The organism is Bradyrhizobium semiaridum, from assembly GCF_020329505.1.
Taxonomy (GTDB): domain Bacteria; phylum Pseudomonadota; class Alphaproteobacteria; order Rhizobiales; family Xanthobacteraceae; genus Bradyrhizobium; species Bradyrhizobium semiaridum.
In genome coordinates this window covers 286021-301925 of record NZ_JAGKJJ010000001.1, presented here as the reverse complement: position 1 = coordinate 301925, position 15905 = coordinate 286021, and the positions used below count along the sequence as shown (strand labels likewise).

Below are 15905 nucleotides of genomic sequence, written 5' to 3'. Positions count from 1 at the left end.
GATGCTGACGATCTTTTGGCGCCCGAGCAAAACGGATGGATGGCACACGTGCGACCAGTCACAGCGTCGTCCTGTCGAAAGCCAGGACCCATAACCACCGAATCTGATTGCGAGCGGGATCGGGGCCTCCATTCCCGGTCATTCCGGGTATCGCGGAGCGAGAGCCCGGAATCCATCAGGCCGCATGTTCGGCGGTTCAATGGATTCCGGGCTCGCGCCAAGTGGCGCGCCCCGGAATGACGAGGGGATTGGAATCGGCAGAGCCAAGACTGGTCCGAGCAGAGTCCGTCCGATAGCATCGCTCGGATGGGACCGAACAGCCTCTACGACCGCCCGGACCTGTATGACCTGATGGCGCCGCGTGATCCGGTGCTCGAACGCTTCTACGTTGAGACGGCGCGCGAAAGGGGCGGCCGGGCGCTCGATCTCGCCTGCGGTAGCGGCCGTCTCAGCATTCCGCTGGCGCAGGCCGGCTTGCAGGTGACCGGCGGCGATCTGTCCGGCGCAATGTTGCAGCATGCGCGGCGCTTTGCCGAGGCCGCCGCGGTCGAGCTCGATCTGGTTCAGCTCGACATGCGCGATTTCGATTTGAACGGGCGAACGTTCGATACCATCATCGTCGCCGTCAACTCCATCCTGCACCTCCACAGCCTTGATGATTTCGAACGCTTCTTTCGATCCGTCGCGCGGCACCTGGCCGTGGAGGGCAGGCTGGTGTTCGACGTATTCCTGCCGAGCCTCGCCTTGCTCGGCCGCGTCCCGGGTCAGCGCCAACTGGTCGGCACAGCCGTCCATGACACGCTCGGCAAGGTCACGGTCGAGGAGGCGCTTGCCCGCTACGATCCGCTCGCCCAGATCAGCCACGTGGATTGGTACTGGTCGACCGACGAGCGCAAGGATTTCCTGAAGAACTCCTGGCAGATGCGCAGCATCTTCCCGCAGGAGATGCCGCTCCTGATCGCCGCCGGCGGAATGCGTCTCGTCGAGCGCTTTGGCGACTTCGACCGGCGGCCGCTGACGACGGAAAGCTGCCGACAGATTTGTGTTTGTGCGGGCCGTTCGCAGGATGGGTAGAGCGAAGCGAAACCCATCAAATCCGGATCCGCGCGATCAGGATTTCGATCCGGCTACGGCGGTCCGCACCTCCAGGTTCCCCGTGCGGCGGCCCGCGTGATCGCTTGCCGCCCAATCGGCGTCGCTGCCGATGCGCCGTCAGAAGCGCGCATCCGTTCACAACAGTTTTATTGCCGCCCGTCGCGCTCTTCGGCGCCCTCAACTGGGCGTCTCGCGCGTGTTGCTGTACCCTCCGGGACAACTGCACGGTTGCCGGGAGGAACTTCCATGACCACCGTCATGCTTAATCGCCGCTATCTTCTCGCCGCCGGCGGCGCCGTCCTGGCAACGACCGGGGCGTCGGGGCTGTTGCTGCCCGCCCGCGCAGAAGGCCTCGCACCGACGGCGTCGATGCCGGGCGGATCGAACAACTACCGCCAGGGCGCGCCGATCGTGGAGCGGATCGGCAAGGGCGGCTTCTGGATGAGCGGCACGGTGCGCCGTGCCGGCGACGGGGCTCCGCTTGCTGGGCAGCGTATCCAGATCTGGGCGCACACCACCGAAGGGCGGGAGCCGGACCCGCAGAGTCATGGCGCCACGCTGACCGACAAGAACGGCGTATTCCGTCTCGAGATGCCGCAGATCGTTCCCGTGTTCGGCCAGCCGCATGGTCATCTCGCCTATGACAGCGGCGAGTTCAAAACCGTGTTCCTGCGTCCCGTGATGGCGAGCGCCAAGGATACCAGCCTGGAGGCGCACTTCGTCCTGCAACCGGCCTGACCGACTTGCACGCGAGGGGTTGGAGATTGGCCCGGGTGGCCCTGATCTGGAGCGCCATCGCTCTGGCCGTCTGCGTGCCGCTTGCCGCCGCAGCGGTGAGCCCGCTCTTGGCGTGGCGCGATCCGGTCTACATCATCGCCGGATTCGCAGGGATCGTCGGACTTGGCATCATGCTGTTTCAGCCGATGCTGATCGGCGGATATCTGCCGGGACTGCCGGCGCGGATCGGACGGCGGGTCCATCTGTGGACCGGGGCCGCGCTGGTTGCAGCGGTGGTGATCCATGTCGGCGGCCTCTGGATCACCGGTCCGCCCGACATGATCGACGCGCTGCTCTTCACATCGCCGACGCCGTTCTCGCCCTTCGGTGTGATCGCGATGTGGGCGATCCTCGCCGTTGCGCTGCTGGCCGCGCTGCGCCGGCGGCTCGGACTGCGACCGCGCACGTGGTTTCGCGCGCACCGACTGCTGGCGATCGTCATCGTCGTCGGGACCGTGGTGCATGGCCTCCTGGTCGAGGGGACGATGGAGACGGTCTCGAAAGTGGCGCTGTGCGCGCTGGTCGTCGCCGCGACCATCAAGGTCATGGCCGATCTGTGGATGTGGCGGAAGCGACGGACGCTGCGCGACCGCATCGACATGGACGCAAGCTCGGCATGAGCCCCGTAGCCCGCATGAGCGCAGCGACATGCGGGACCACACGATCCGCGGATGTGCCGGCCCGGAATGTCGCTGCGCTCATGCGGGCTACGCTGGCGTAACGACGCATTTACCCTGCCAGCGCCTGGATTCGAGTCTGCGGGTGCGCCAGTCGCGCCTGCAAGCAGCGACTTGGCGCCTTTTAGTGCCGGCCTTAAGGGTTCATTTTCGCTGGCTATTTCATCATTCCAGACATGACATTCGCGGAATTCCTCGCAGCAGCCTTCTGGCCGACGGTCGTGCTGTTTGTGGTCCTGTTGACCAGGACGCGAGATTTCGTTCTTCGTCGCGCTTTCTTGACGGCAGCCCTTGTGGTCGGCTTCTTCTACTTCGGCCTGTGGGCCCTCTACGGCCAGAGCTCGATGGCTGCGATCTGGGATTCCTACCTGGTCGGAGCGCTGTTCGGCGTGCTGGCCGCGGCAGTCGCGTCGGTGCGGCTGTTCAAGCAATTCGATGCCAAGACCAGCCTCATGGCATGCGGCGGCTTGGTGATGGCGGCCTTCTTCTTCGGCATGCTGTACCTGGATTTCTTCGGTACCCGAACTGTGCTCGAGGGACGCGTGGAAAATCCACGGTATCAATCGCGCGCCTATGTCGTCGACATTGCCGGGCAAACCGTCAAGGTAACGACGCCGCTCTACAAGCGGCTGCTGTTCAAGCCGTATGTCCGCGCCGAGGTCGGCCGAGGCTCGAACTACATCCTCGGGATCGAACACCTCGCGAATTAGGAAGCCGCCACTCGAATCCCGATGGCCACGATGCGGCCGCGGCTCTATCGGCCCGCGCGCCGCGCGTATATCGTCTCGCGCCAACAGACGATCGGCCCGGCCGCTGCCGGGTAACGACGCCAATCGCGAGGAAGCCGATGACCGATACGCTGCTGTTTTCGCCGATGGCGATCCGCGGGGTGACGCTGAAGAACCGTATCGTGGTGCCGCCGATGCATCAGTATTCGGCCGAGCAGGGCTTTCCGACCGACTGGCATCTGATGAACGCCGGCAAGTTCGCGGCCGGCGGCGCCGGGCTCGTGATCGTCGAATCCACCAAGGTGGAACGGCGCGGCTGCGGCACGGTCGGCGATCTCGGCATCTGGGACGACAAGTTCATCGCGCCGCTGAGCCGGCTCGTGGGCTTCATCAAGCAGCAGAACGCGGTGGCGGGGATCCAGCTCGGCCATTCCGGCCGCAAGGCGCGGGCGAGCCGGCCGTGGGAGGGCGACCGTCCGCTCGAGCGGACGCCCGAGATCGCGGACTGGGACGCCTGGACGCCGGTGGCGCCGAGCGCGATTGCCCATAGCGCGCGCTGGCCGGTGCCGCGCGCGCTGGAGACGCATGAGGTGAAGGATCTGGTCGCGGCCTGGGGGCAGGCGGCACGGCGGGCGCATGCAGCCGGGTTCGAGGTGCTGGAACTGCACGGCGCGCATGGCTATCTCGTGCACGAATTCCTCTCCGAGCGCTCCAACCAGCGCAGCGACGACTATGGCGGCTCGGAAGCCAATCGGATGCGTTTCCTGATCGAGGTGACGGAGGCGGTGCGGGCGCACTGGCCGGCTGAGAAACCGCTGTTCGTGCGGCTGTCGGTCGAGGACAATGCCGGCTGGGGACCGGAGCAGAGCGCGCGGCTGGCGAGGCTCCTCAAGGCCAAGGGCGTCGACGTGATCGACTGCTCCTCGGGCGGCATCACCGAGGCGGCGCCGATCCTCGGCAAGGAGATCAAGTACAGCTACCAGGTGCCGCTGGCGGAATATATCCGCAGCCACGCCGATATCATGACCATGGCGGTCGGCCTGATCATCCACGGCGATCAGGCCGAACAAATCCTGCGTGATAAACAAGCAGATTTGATCGCCGTCGGCCGCGAAATCCTGAATAACCCCAACTGGCCGATGGATGCCGCGCTCAAGCTCGGCGTCGAAGGGCCGTTCCGCAACGTGCCGCCGCAGTTCGGCTACTGGCTCGGCACGCGGGCCAAGCGCGGCTTCGGCACCGCGCCGTCGACTTGGCAGAATGGGTTGCAGGGCGCGGAGAAGGCAATCGTGACAAGGCCGTAATGCTCCGGTGACGGAGCGGCCTTGATCCGACCAAAAAGCCGGTGTGTGGTGCCCCGGCCCGGGCGAGGCGGCCGCATGTTGCGAAACATTGCCGGCCATAGCGAAAAAGGATCGCAGATGCGCAAGAACGTTGGCTTTTTCCTCGGCACCGTTGCGGGGCGTGTCTGACCCTGCTCGTGACCTCGCCGCAGGGGACGCATCTGATCGACGTCGCCAAGGCCGCCGCGCGCTCCGACAACACCTATTCGCAGCTCAATTTGTTCGGCGAAGTGTTCGAGCGGGTCCGCACCGACTATGTCGAGAAGCCCGAGGACGGCAAGCTGGTCGAGGGCGCCATCAACGGCATGATCTCCTCGCTCGATCCGCATTCTCGCTACATGAACGAGAAGGGCTGGTCGGAGATGCAGGAGACCACGCATGGCGAGTTCGGCGGGCTCGGCATCGAGGTCACGATGGAGGACGGCTTCGTCAAGGTGGTGGCGCCGATCGACGACACGCCGGCCTCGCGCGCCGGCATCCTGTCCGGCGACGTGATCACCTCGATCGACGATGAGCAGATCCAGGGCATGACGCTCGACCAGGCCGTCAACAAGATGAAGGGCGCGCCGAACAGCTCGATCCGGCTCAAGATCGTGCGCAAGGACGCCGACAAGCCGATCGAGGTCGCGATTACCCGCGAGATCATCCGCGTCCGCCCGGTGAAGTATCACGCCGAGGGGGGCGACATCGGCTATATCCGCATCAGCTCGTTCAACGAGCAAACCACCGAGGGCCTGCGCAAGGCGATCGCGGATATCCAGAAGCAGATCCCGCAGGACAAGCTCGCCGGCTACGTCATCGACCTCCGCAACAATCCGGGCGGGCTGCTCGACCAGGCGGTCTCGGTGACCTCGACCCTGATGCAGCGTGGCGAGGTGGTCTCGACCCGCGGCCGCAATCCGGAAGAGACGCAGCGCTTCACCGCGCATGGCGGCGACATGACCAAGGGCAAGCCGCTGGTGGTGCTGATCAACGGCGGCTCGGCCTCGGCCTCCGAGATCGTTGCCGGCGCGCTGCACGACCACAAGCGCGCCACGCTGATCGGCACCCGCTCGTTCGGCAAGGGCTCGGTGCAGACCATCATTCCGCTCGGCGCCGGCAACGGCGCGCTGGCGCTGACCACGGCGCGCTACTTCACGCCGTCGGGCCATTCGATCCAGGCCCAGGGCATCAAGCCTGATATCGAGGTGCTGCAGGACGTGCCGGACGAGTTCAAGACCCGCTCGGAGATCAAGGGCGAGGCCTCGATGCGCGGCCATCTGTCGGCCGAAGGCGCCGAGCAGAGCGGCTCGCAATCCTACGTCCCGCCGGACGAGAAGAACGACAAGGCACTGGCCGCGGCGTTCAACCAGCTGCGCGGCGTCACCGTCAACGCCGACGCCAAGAACGCCGACACCAAGACCGCACAGAAGCGCCCGGTACCGAACTAGCCGGTCACGCGCGACCCGTAGCCCGGATGGAGCGAAGCGAAATCCGGGAAGGATTCTCCCGCTTGCAAAGGCCCCGGATTGCGCTTCGCTGCATCCGGGCTACGGGATCGTTCACGCCGCGCCGGCGACCGGCTCGCGCCTGTGGGCGCGGCCCGCACCCGCCGTGGCGCCCTCGCGGTGTGCGGCCAAGAGCTCGCGGATCTGCGCGGCCGGCTTCGGCGCACTGAACAGATAGCCCTGCATTTCCGAGCAGCCGAGCTCGCGCAGCATCTGCTGCTGCTGCGCGGTCTCGACGCCTTCCGCCGTGGTGGTCATGCGGCGCTCGGCGGCGATGTTGACGACGGCGGCGACGATGCCGGCCGAGCCTTGCGGATCGGCGATGTCAGTGACGAAGCAGCGGTCGATCTTGATCTTGTCGAACGGGAAGCGCTTCAGGTAGCTCAGCGATGAATAGCCGGTGCCGAAATCGTCCAGCGCGATTCTGACGCCGATGCCGCGGAGCTGGTGCAGCACGGCGAGCGCCGCCTCGTCGTCGCGGATCAGCACGGCCTCGGTGATCTCGAGCTCGAGCCGGGCGGCCGACAGCCCGGACGCGGCCAGCGCCGCAATCACCTTCAGCGCCAGCGTCCCGCTCTTGAACTGCACCGGCGAGACATTGACCGCGAGGCTGATATGGGCGGGCCAGTCGACGGCCTCCCTGCACGCCGTGGTCAGCACCCATTCGCCGAGCTGGTTGATCAGGCCGGTCTCCTCGGCGATCGGCACGAAATCGGCCGGCGAGATCATGCCGCGCAGCGGATGGCGCCAGCGCACCAGCGCCTCGCAACCGTTGATCTCGTTGGTCCGGAGGTCGAGGCACGGCTGGTAGTAGACCTCGAGCCCGCTGCCGCCGGCCGCGATCGCCTGGCGCAATTCCATTTCGAGCTCGCGGCGGGCGCGGGCGTCTTCATCCATCGCGGGCTCGAAGAACCGCGACGTGCGCCGGCCGGCCGACTTCGCCGCATACATCGCAAGGTCGGCGTTCTTTAGGATCTGGTCGAGGTCGGTGCCGTCCTGCGGCGCCAGCGCGATGCCGATGCTGGCGTCGGTGGAGACCTGGTGGCCGAGGCACTGATAGGGCGTGCGGATCGCCTCGTAGATCCGGCTGACGAGATCGCTGACCTCGTCCAGGCTCTTCACGGCGGTCTGGATGATCGCAAATTCGTCGCCGCCGAGCCGCGCGACGAAATCGCCGTCCCCGATCACGCTACTCAGCGTCTTGGCGACCGATTTCAGGAGCTCGTCGCCGACCATATGGCCAAGCGAGTCGTTGACGCCCTTGAACTCGTCGATGTCGATGTAGAGCACCGCAAGCTGTCTCTCCGGCGTGACATGCGTAAGCTCACGCCGGATCTCCTCGTGGAACAGGGCGCGGTTCGGCAGGTCGGTCAGGGCATCGTAATGGGCAAGATGGGTGATGCGCTCCTCGGTGCGGCGGCGCTCGGTGATGTCCTCATGGGTGGCAAGCCAGCCGCCGTCGGCCAGCGGCTCGTTGACGACCTGGATCGAGCGGCCGTCGGGCGTCGTGATCACCATGATGTTGCGGGTGCCGACGTCGCGCAGCACGAGGTTGACGTAGCGTTCGACGTCGCCCTCGAACGAGCCGGTCTGGTGGCGATGCGCGATGACGTCGTGGAAGCTGCAGCCGGGCCTGATGACGTCGGCCGACAGGCGGTACATGTCGATATAGCGTTTGTTGCAGATCACGAGGCGCTGCGACGAATCGAACAGCAACAGGCCCTGCGTCATGTTGTTGACAGCGGTGTCGAGCCGCAACTTCTCCAGCGTCAGGCGTTGCTGCTGGGCACGATGCTGCTGGATCAGCTTGCGCACCACCAGCGTCAGGAGCAGCGCGATCGCCAGCACCGAGACGCCGGTTATCGCGATCAGGCTGCCGATCTGCTCGCGCCAGTTGGCGAGCGCCGCTGCCGTGGTCGTCGTCGCGACGATCACGATCGGGAATTTGGTCAGCGCCCGCGACGACACCAGGCGGTCCCGGCCATCGATCGGGCTGGTCAGCCGCGCGGTGCTCTTCGGCAGCTCGAACACCGACTGCTGGCTGGGCGCGCCGGTGCGGAAGTTCTTGCCGATCAGCTCCTCGACATGCGGGTAGCGCGCCATTAGCGTCCCGTCGCGGTGGTGCATCGAGATCGAGGCACCTTCGCCAAGCGCGACGGTGGCGAAGAATTTCTCGAAATGCGTCGGCTCGATGCCGCGGCCGACCACGCCGAGGAATTCGCCGTTCGGACCGGTGACCTTGCGGATGATGATAGTGGTCCAGATGCCGGTGACCCGGCTGAGCACCGGCACGACGAGCATTTCGGGCGAATAGGGGCTCGACTTGAAGATCTGGAAGTAACTGCGGTCGGCGATGCGCGCCTGCGGCAGCGGCCAGGGAAGCGAACTGTTGATGAGCACGCCGTCGGCGTCGAACACGTTCAGGGTGCCGACGTTGGACAGCGCGTCCATCTTCGACTTGAGCATGGCGTGGATGTCCGCGCCGGACATCCGCTGCCGATAGCTCTCCGGCGTCGCGATACCGGTATCGCGCATGAAGGCGATCAGGTCCTTCTGGACGACTTCGAGATCGTCGAGGCGCTCGTCGAAATGCCGCGCCAGCAGCAGCACCGTGTTCTCCAGCTCGCGCTCGCTGTTGCGCAGCGCGCGCTCGCGAAAGTTTCCGCCCATCAGCGTCGCGCCGATCGCGATCGCGGCCATCAGCACGCCGCCGCCAAGGATCAGCCAGCGGATCGGACCGCTGCGAAACACCGACGCGATGTTGAACGAGGCGCTGCCGTCTGAACTCATATGTCGCAATCGCTTCCAGGCATTTCACCCGGAAGTAGGTTTGGCGTACCTCCGGCCCGCTGAAGTCGTAACCAATCGAAATGGACCTGCCGTTAGCAAGCTTGGTTAACGAACGGTTGCGGGGACCGGCGAAAGCAGGGCGGTGGGGCCGTCCGATGCAACGCGATCACGCGCCGGCGCGAAAATGCCCGGACTTGCCGCCGATCTTCTCGATTAGATGGATGGCGTCGATGCGCACGCCGCGCTCGACCGCCTTGATCATGTCGTAGATCGTCAGGCACGCGACCGAGACGGCGGTCAGCGCCTCCATCTCGACGCCGGTCGGGCCCGTGACCTTCACGGTGGCGCGGACGATGCAGCCGGGCAGCTTGGTGTCGGTCGCGATGTCGACCGTCACCTTGCTGAGCGCCAGCGGATGGCACAGCGGGATCAGTTCCGAGGTGCGCTTCGCCGCCATGATGCCGGCGATCCGCGCCGTCGCCAGCACATCGCCCTTCTTGGCCTGGCCGGTGGCGATCAGCGCCAGCGTCGCCTTGCTCATCAGGACGCGGCCCTCGGCGACCGCGGTGCGCTCGGTCGCCGGCTTGGCGGAGACGTCGACCATCCGCGCCTCGCCCTTGGCATCGATATGGGTGAGGGCGGCGCCGCTACCTGCGGCTTTGGCCTTCCGCGCCATTGCGTCAGCGCGTGCCGGTGGCGCGGGGCGCCTGCCGCGTCAGCAGCGCGCGGGTCGCCGCGGTGACGTCCTGCTGCCGCATCAGGCTCTCGCCCACCAGGAAGGTCGACATGCCGACGCGTTCGAGGCGGGCGAGATCGTCAGGCGTGAAGATGCCGCTCTCGCCGACCATCAGGCGATCGCGCGGAATCAATGGTGCCAGCGCCTCGCTGGTGGCGAGCGTGGTTTCGAAGGTGCGGAGGTTGCGGTTGTTGACGCCGATCATCGGCGAACGCAGTTTCAGCGCGCGGTCGAGCTCGGCGCGGTCGTGGATCTCGATCAGCACGTCCATGCCGAAGCCGAGGGCGGCGTCCTCGATATCCTCTGCGGCGGCATCGTCGAGCGCCGCCATGATGATCAGGATGCAGTCGGCGCCGTGCGCGCGGGCCTCCGCCACCTGGTAGGTGTCGAACATGAAGTCCTTGCGCAGCACTGGCAGATCGGTCGCCGCGCGCGCCGCGACCATGAAGTCGAGATGGCCCTGGAACGACGGCGCGTCCGTCAGGACCGACAGGCACGCCGCGCCGCCGGCCTCATAGGCTTTTGCAAGGACGGGCGGATCGAAATCGGCACGGATCAGCCCCTTCGAGGGGGAAGCCTTCTTCACCTCCGCGATCAGCGCGTAGTCGCCGCGTGCGTGCTTGTCCCTGAGCGCGCGGACGAAGCCGCGGGGCGGAGAGGCCGATTTCGCCTGCGCCTCGACCTCGGCGAGCGGACGCGCGCGCTTCGCGGCGGCGATCTCCTCGCGCTTGTAGGTCTCGATCTTGGTCAGGATGTCGGACATTGCGTTCTCACCCGTTGGAAACCGCGACCAGATGCTTCAGCCGCGCCGCCGCAGCGCCGCTGTCGAGCGACTGCGTGCCGATCGCGACGCCCTCCTTCAGATCATTGGCGCGGCCGGCCACGATCAGCGCCGCGGCGGCGTTGAGCAGCGCGACGTCGCGATAGGCGCTCGGCTTGCCCGCCAGCACGCTCGACAGCGCGACCGCGTTGGCGTCGGCATCGCCGCCCTTCAGCGCCTCACCCTCGACGCGGCCGAGGCCGGCGTCGTCGGGCGTCACCTCGAAGGTCCTGATCTCGCCGTTCTCGAGGCTCGCGACGAAAGTCGGGCCGGTGAGGGTGATCTCGTCGAGGCCATCGGAGCCGTGCACGACCCAGATCTTGTCGGCGCCGAGATTCTTCAGCACCTGGGCCAGCGGCTGCACCCATTGCCGAGAGAACACGCCGACCATCTGCCGCTTGACCCCGGCGGGGTTCGACAGTGGGCCGAGCAGATTGAAGATGGTGCGGGTGGCGAGCTCGACGCGGGTTGGGCCGACGTTCTTCATCGCCGGATGATGCGCCGGCGCGAACATGAAGCCGATGCCGGCCTCCTTGACGCAGCGGCCGACCTGATCCGGCGTCAGATCGATCCTGACCCCGAGCGAGGTCAGCACGTCGGCCGAGCCGGATTTCGACGACAGTGCGCGGTTGCCGTGCTTGGCGACCGGCACACCGGCGCCGGCGACGATGAAGGCGGCGCAGGTCGAGACGTTGACCGAGCCGGAGCCGTCGCCGCCGGTGCCGACGATGTCGACGGCCTCCGCCGGCGCCTTGACCCGCAGCATCTTGCCGCGCATCGCGGCGACCGCGCCGGTGATCTCCTCGACGGTCTCGCCGCGCACCCGCAGCGCCATCAACAGGCCGCCCATCTGCGAAGGCGTGGCCTCGCCGGACATCATGGCGTCGAAGGCGGACGCCGCCTCCTCACGCGTCAGCGTGGCGCCAGTGGCGACTTTTCCGATGATCGATTTCAGGTCGTCCATTCGCTGGCTCAGTCTGTTGTTGCAGCTCGATCTCCGCGCGAGGCCATCGCGTCGGCCGCGCGGAGAAGACAGTCTCTCCCGCGACGAACGCGAGGCGTTTGCGCTGGCATCATGCTCAATTATTGGCGCCTGTCACCTGTGCGAAGGCGGCCTGGTTGACGGTCACGCCGATGTCGGACTCGATCTTGGTGACGTATTGCGCCACCTGCTCGTCGCTGAGCGAGCGCCGCACCGCTTCCTTGAGCTGCTTGACCTCGTTGGACTCGAAATCGACCGCGGGCACCGTCACGTCGGTGACCCGGAATACGATCCACTGGCTGCCGCCGGCAGCCGGGGTCTGCCCGTCGCTGTCCTTGGCGGTGCGGAAGGCGGCGGTGATGACAGCCGCGGGCACGCCCGCCGGCTGGGCATCGCGGCGGAAGTTTGCGGCGGTCTCGACCTTGACGCCGAGTGCGGCCGCCTCGTCGGCGAGCTTGCCGCCGGCGTCGAGCTTCTGCACCAGCTCGGTCGCCTTGCTGCGCAGTCTATTCGAGATCTGGTCTTCGCGCCATTTCGCCTCGACCTGGGGACGAACCTCGTCGAGATTGCGCTCGCGCGACGGCGTGATGCCCAAGACGTCATACCAGACCCATCCGCCGGCAAACTGGATCGGATCGTTGTCGACGCCGACGTCGCTGCCGAACGCCTGCGACACCACGTCGAGGCCCTGCGGGATGTTGGGGACCGGCTGGCCGTTCGGCTGGCGGCCGGAGCGGTCGACGGCGTCGATGGTGACGGCGGTCAGGCCGAGCTTCTGCGCGGCCTCGACGACGCTCGAACCGCCGCCGCGTTCGTCTTCCATCTTGTCGCGCAGCTCGGCGACCTTGTTGCGGGCGCGCTCAGTGGCGATCTCGCTCTTCACCTGCGCGGCGACGCTTTCATAGGTCGGGGTCACGCCGGGCTCGATCTTGCCGACCTTGACCAGCGCCACGCCAAAGCGGCCCTGCACCGGCTGGCTGACCTCGCCCGACGGCAATTGGAAGGCGGCGTCGCTGACCGCGGGATCGAGAATCGCCGACTTCGCGACCAGGCCGAGATTGACGTCGGCCGCATTGAGGTTGCGCTCCTTGGCGATGTCGTCGAACGAGGTGCCCGAGGCGATGCGGGCGCGCGCGGCTTCGGCGTCGCCGAGATTCGGAAACACGATCTGCGATACCTCGCGCTTCTCCGGCGTGCTGATGCGGTCCTTGCGCTCCTCGAAGATCTTCTTGGCGTCCTCGTCGGAGACGGTCTCCCACTTGCCGATGGCTTCCGGCGTGATCGCGACGAAGGAGATCTTGCGGTATTCGGGCGCGCGGAACTGGACCTTGTGATCCTCGAAATAGGCGGCGAGCGCCTCGGGCGAGGGCGGGTCGATGGTGCCGGCCTGCGCGGCGCCGAGCGTGATGTAGTCGATCGAGCGCTGCTCGTTCTGGAAGCGCGTCAACGCCTCGATCATCGCTTTCGACGGCTCGACCCCGGCCGAGACGGTGCCGGCGATCTGGCGCCGCAACCCGACCCGGCGCTGCTCGGCGATGTAGCGGCCTTCGGTATAGCCGTAGTTGCGGATCACGGCCTGGAAGCGCTGCGCGTCGAACTGGCCGTTGAGGCCCTTGAAGTTCGGGTCGTTGTAGATCTGGCGCAGCACCTCGGCATCGGACTCATTGAGGCCCATGCGGCGCGCTTCCTCGTCGAGCGCGGCTTCGGCGAGCGTCTGCTGCAGCACCTGGCGGTCAATGCCGAAGGTGCGCGCCTGCTCGGGCGTCAGTGGACGGCCGAACTGGCGACCGACCTGCTGCAGGCGGTCGGTATAGATCTGGCGGAATTGCTCCGCCGAGATCTCGGTTCCGCCGATCTTGGCCAGCGACGACTGGCCGAATCCTTTGAAGATGTCCGCGATGCCCCAAATGCCGAAACTGACAATCAAAACGCCCATCACCACGGCCATAATCGTCTTGCCGAGCCAGTTTGATGAGGCTTTCCGCATTCCTCGAAGCATGGGTCCAACTTGTTTTGCAGGAGGGGAACCGGCTCGTGCCCAATGGCGGGATCAGGTCCCGCAGCAGGGCGTCACCGAATTGAAAACCCATCATAAAGTGGCCGCCGTCCCCCCGCAACCTTGACCGCGCGGATGGGTTGCAGCGGTTAATCGCCGCGCGGCGCGTTGCGGCTCTCTGGAAGTCGCCGCTTACCTCTGCTAGCGCAGGACCGCGCTTGATCGATGGGGAATTCTGACATGACCGACGCCGTCCGGCCGCTGATCACCGGCAACTGGAAAATGAACGGCCTGACATCGTCGATGGCCGAGTTCGAGGCGATGCTGGCGGGCGCCGGCCCGCTCGCCGCAAAGGCCGACCTTCTGGTCTGCCCACCGGCGACGCTGGTCGGAGCCTTCGCCGCCAAGGCGCGCGGCGGCAAGGTCGCGGTCGGTGCCCAGGATTGCCACCCGAAGCCGTCGGGCGCCCATACCGGCGACCTCTCGGCCGAGATGTTCAAGGATCTGGGCGCGACCGCCATCATCGTCGGCCATTCCGAGCGCCGCGCCGATCATGGCGAGACCGACGCGCTGATCCGGCAGAAGGCGGAGGCCGTCTGGCGGGCCGGACTGACCGCGATCGTCTGCATCGGCGAGACGCGCGAGCAGCGCGATGCCGGCAAGACACTCGATATCTGCAGCACCCAGCTCAAGGGCTCGCTGTCCGACGGCTCGACCGCGGCGAATCTGGTGGTGGCTTACGAGCCGGTCTGGGCGATCGGCACCGGCCTGACGCCGACCACAGCCGATGTCGAGGAGGTGCACCGGTTCATCCGCGGCGTGCTCACCGAGCGGTTCAAGGCCGAGGGCGCGAAGGTCCGCATTCTCTACGGCGGCTCGGTCAAGCCGTCGAATGCGGCGGAACTGATGGCGGTCGCCAACGTCAACGGCGCACTGGTCGGCGGCGCGAGCCTGAAGGCGTCGGACTTCCTGGCGATTGCTGCGGGCTGTTGAGGAGCCGGCGGCCGCGCATTTGCGCGGAGATGACGGAGATGCGGAGCCCTCCCCACGTGTCGTCCCGGCGAAGGCCGGGACCCACTACCACAGGGTTGTGTTGTTGAAGAATGCGGTGGCCCCAGCGTCGCGTAACCATGACCTTCGGTGGTTATGGGTCCCGGCCTTCGCCGGGACGACACCGAGTGTTTAGCGCCGCTCGTGAGGCATACATTCGCATTCTCTCAGGATGACGGGATTGGCAGATGTGAACTTGTCGCTGCTGCCGCCCCGATCCGCTTCCAGTAGATCAGCGTGCCCGTCAGGCCGCCATGTGGCTTCAGCGCGTAGTCCGGGATGAGGCCGGTGAGCTGGAAGCCGAGCCGCTCGTAGAGCCTGGCGGCACCTTCCTCTTCCGCGGTGTCGAGCACCAGCAGCGTGCGGCCATGCGCGATGGCCAGCCGCTCGGCGGCCTGCATCAGCGCCGTCGCGACGCCGCGATGGCGGTGGGCGACGTGCGTCATCATCTTTGCGATTTCCGCGCGATGCGGCTGGTTTGGCGGCAGTTTTAACAGCAGCGTTACGGTACCGATCAGCGCGCCGCCGTCGAACGCGCCGAGCACGATGCGCTCGCCGCTCGCGGCCGCGGCAAGCGAGTCCTGCCAGAACGCCCGCGCGTCATCGAGCGGCAGCGGGTGCATGAAGCTGACCGAGCCGCCGCTCGCGACGGTCTCCACCAGCAGCGTGGCGAGCGCGTCGCGAATCTCGGGCGTGTCGACGAGCGGCTCGATCACGAAGGACGACATGGATCAGCTCCGGGCCAGTGCAACGACGTAGCTGCATGCCGCGTTGCTTTCGTTGGCAAAGGTGGTGTCCGCTGGCGGCCCGAAGCCGAGGCAATCGCCGGCTCCGAGCGCGTGGCGCGTGCCGCCCTCGATGATGACGAGGCTGCCGCTCTGCACCCAGACCAGCTGGCGGATATGGGCGTAGGAGGAGGCGGGCAGGGTGACGGACTGCTTTGCAGGCAGCTCGATCCGCACCAGTTCGACCGGATGATCGGGACGGCTGTAGACCTGCCGGCGCAGATAGCCGCTCTCGGGATCGCGCCAGATCGGTTGCGCGGCAGCGCGCGACAGCCGCTCGCCGGTACCCTCGGCGCGCAGCATCAGGCCGGCCAGCGTGAGATCGAAGGCGCTGGCGAGGCGCACCAGCACGACCGCGGTCGGACTGACCTCGGCGCGCTCGATCTTGCTGATCGTGGCCTTTGAGACGCCGGAGCGTTCGGCGAGGTCGGCCAGCGACCAGCCGCGGCTGTCGCGTTCGAGCCTGATCCGCTGCGCCAGGCGCTGGCTCAGATCGTCTACCAAAGTATCCATTTGTCTATTATTATGGAAAATGGCCGCGCCAATCAAGCGCTGGATCGGCATGGTCGCAGTCGCTTGTGATCGAGGGCACTGCGACTATCTCGGGGGTGACAATGCCCGGTGCAATCGTGTAACAGG

General features: G+C 66.6%; 13 protein-coding genes and 1 pseudogene. 7 read left to right on the top strand and 7 right to left on the bottom strand.

Features of this window, described 5'->3' with window-relative positions; translation table 11 throughout:
- Window positions 1-306: 306 nt before the first annotated feature.
- The 6 genes and pseudogenes from J6500_RS01350 to J6500_RS01325 all read left to right on the top strand — a co-directional run bounded on the left by J6500_RS01350 (window position 307) and on the right by J6500_RS01325 (window position 6050).
- Window positions 307-1074, top strand: coding sequence for a class I SAM-dependent methyltransferase (locus J6500_RS01350; protein ID WP_225710865.1), 768 nt, complete (start codon window positions 307-309; stop codon window positions 1072-1074).
- Between the two features lie 267 nt (window positions 1075-1341).
- Window positions 1342-1833 (top strand): peptidase associated/transthyretin-like domain-containing protein, encoded by a 492-nt coding sequence (locus tag J6500_RS01345; RefSeq protein ID WP_225710864.1) that lies wholly within the window; start codon window positions 1342-1344, stop codon window positions 1831-1833.
- Between the two features lie 35 nt (window positions 1834-1868).
- Window positions 1869-2492 carry a ferric reductase-like transmembrane domain-containing protein gene (locus tag J6500_RS01340; protein ID WP_225710863.1) on the top strand — a complete coding sequence of 208 codons (624 nt, stop codon included), beginning with the start codon at window positions 1869-1871 and terminating at the stop codon, window positions 2490-2492.
- Between the two features lie 335 nt (window positions 2493-2827).
- The gene (locus tag J6500_RS01335) at window positions 2828-3259 is read left to right on the top strand and encodes a hypothetical protein (RefSeq protein ID WP_225710862.1); all 432 of its coding nucleotides are present in this window, start codon (window positions 2828-2830) and stop codon (window positions 3257-3259) included.
- A 137-nt stretch (window positions 3260-3396) separates the two neighbouring features.
- Window positions 3397-4581 (top strand): NADH:flavin oxidoreductase/NADH oxidase, encoded by a 1185-nt coding sequence (locus J6500_RS01330; RefSeq protein WP_225710861.1) that lies wholly within the window; start codon window positions 3397-3399, stop codon window positions 4579-4581.
- Window positions 4582-4698: 117 nt separating this feature from the next.
- Window positions 4699-6050 (top strand): annotated as a pseudogene (locus tag J6500_RS01325) (S41 family peptidase).
- 111 nt (window positions 6051-6161) lie between these two features.
- On the opposite strand, the gene J6500_RS01320 reads toward J6500_RS01325, so the two are convergent.
- The 5 genes from J6500_RS01320 to J6500_RS01300 form a co-directional block, all read right to left on the bottom strand.
- Window positions 6162-8897 carry a bifunctional diguanylate cyclase/phosphodiesterase gene (locus tag J6500_RS01320; RefSeq protein ID WP_225710860.1) on the bottom strand — a complete coding sequence of 912 codons (2736 nt, stop codon included), beginning with the start codon at window positions 8895-8897 and terminating at the stop codon, window positions 6162-6164.
- Window positions 8898-9063: 166 nt separating this feature from the next.
- A complete protein-coding gene (moaC, locus tag J6500_RS01315) occupies window positions 9064-9573 on the bottom strand; it encodes a cyclic pyranopterin monophosphate synthase MoaC (protein WP_225710859.1) in 510 nt (169 codons plus the stop codon).
- Between the two features lie 4 nt (window positions 9574-9577).
- Entirely contained in the window at window positions 9578-10396 is an 819-nt protein-coding gene (gene trpC / locus J6500_RS01310) for an indole-3-glycerol phosphate synthase TrpC (RefSeq protein WP_225710858.1), read from the bottom strand.
- A 7-nt stretch (window positions 10397-10403) separates the two neighbouring features.
- On the bottom strand, window positions 10404-11417 hold the full coding sequence (gene trpD, locus J6500_RS01305) for an anthranilate phosphoribosyltransferase (protein ID WP_225710857.1): 1014 nt from the start codon (window positions 11415-11417) through the stop codon (window positions 10404-10406).
- A 115-nt stretch (window positions 11418-11532) separates the two neighbouring features.
- Window positions 11533-13434: a peptidylprolyl isomerase gene (locus tag J6500_RS01300; protein WP_225710856.1), complete on the bottom strand. Its 1902-nt coding sequence runs from the start codon at window positions 13432-13434 to the stop codon at window positions 11533-11535.
- A gap of 237 nt (window positions 13435-13671) precedes the next feature.
- Between J6500_RS01300 and tpiA the strand changes: the two genes are divergently transcribed.
- A complete protein-coding gene (tpiA, locus tag J6500_RS01295) occupies window positions 13672-14424 on the top strand; it encodes a triose-phosphate isomerase (protein ID WP_225710855.1) in 753 nt (250 codons plus the stop codon).
- A 224-nt stretch (window positions 14425-14648) separates the two neighbouring features.
- Here tpiA and J6500_RS01290 read toward each other — a convergent pair whose 3' ends face one another.
- Window positions 14649-15209, bottom strand: coding sequence for a GNAT family N-acetyltransferase (locus tag J6500_RS01290; RefSeq protein WP_225710854.1), 561 nt, complete (start codon window positions 15207-15209; stop codon window positions 14649-14651).
- A 3-nt stretch (window positions 15210-15212) separates the two neighbouring features.
- Entirely contained in the window at window positions 15213-15779 is a 567-nt protein-coding gene (locus J6500_RS01285; protein ID WP_225710853.1) for a helix-turn-helix domain-containing protein, read from the bottom strand.
- Between the last annotated feature and the right edge of the window lie 126 nt (window positions 15780-15905).

What these genes read in the sequence shown, in the direction of transcription:
- tpiA (WP_225710855.1), top strand. Translation starts at nt 13,672, where the DNA reads ATGACCGACGCCGTCCGGCCGCTGATCACCGGCAACTGGAAAATGAAC.
- J6500_RS01285 (WP_225710853.1), bottom strand. Translation starts at nt 15,779, where the DNA reads ATGGATACTTTGGTAGACGATCTGAGCCAGCGCCTGGCGCAGCGGATC.
- J6500_RS01320 (WP_225710860.1), bottom strand. Translation starts at nt 8,897, where the DNA reads ATGAGTTCAGACGGCAGCGCCTCGTTCAACATCGCGTCGGTGTTTCGC.
- J6500_RS01300 (WP_225710856.1), bottom strand. Translation starts at nt 13,434, where the DNA reads ATGCTTCGAGGAATGCGGAAAGCCTCATCAAACTGGCTCGGCAAGACG.
- J6500_RS01345 (WP_225710864.1), top strand. Translation starts at nt 1,342, where the DNA reads ATGACCACCGTCATGCTTAATCGCCGCTATCTTCTCGCCGCCGGCGGC.
- moaC (WP_225710859.1), bottom strand. Translation starts at nt 9,573, where the DNA reads ATGGCGCGGAAGGCCAAAGCCGCAGGTAGCGGCGCCGCCCTCACCCAT.
- J6500_RS01290 (WP_225710854.1), bottom strand. Translation starts at nt 15,209, where the DNA reads ATGTCGTCCTTCGTGATCGAGCCGCTCGTCGACACGCCCGAGATTCGC.
- J6500_RS01330 (WP_225710861.1), top strand. Translation starts at nt 3,397, where the DNA reads ATGACCGATACGCTGCTGTTTTCGCCGATGGCGATCCGCGGGGTGACG.
- J6500_RS01350 (WP_225710865.1), top strand. Translation starts at nt 307, where the DNA reads ATGGGACCGAACAGCCTCTACGACCGCCCGGACCTGTATGACCTGATG.
- trpD (WP_225710857.1), bottom strand. Translation starts at nt 11,417, where the DNA reads ATGGACGACCTGAAATCGATCATCGGAAAAGTCGCCACTGGCGCCACG.
- trpC (WP_225710858.1), bottom strand. Translation starts at nt 10,396, where the DNA reads ATGTCCGACATCCTGACCAAGATCGAGACCTACAAGCGCGAGGAGATC.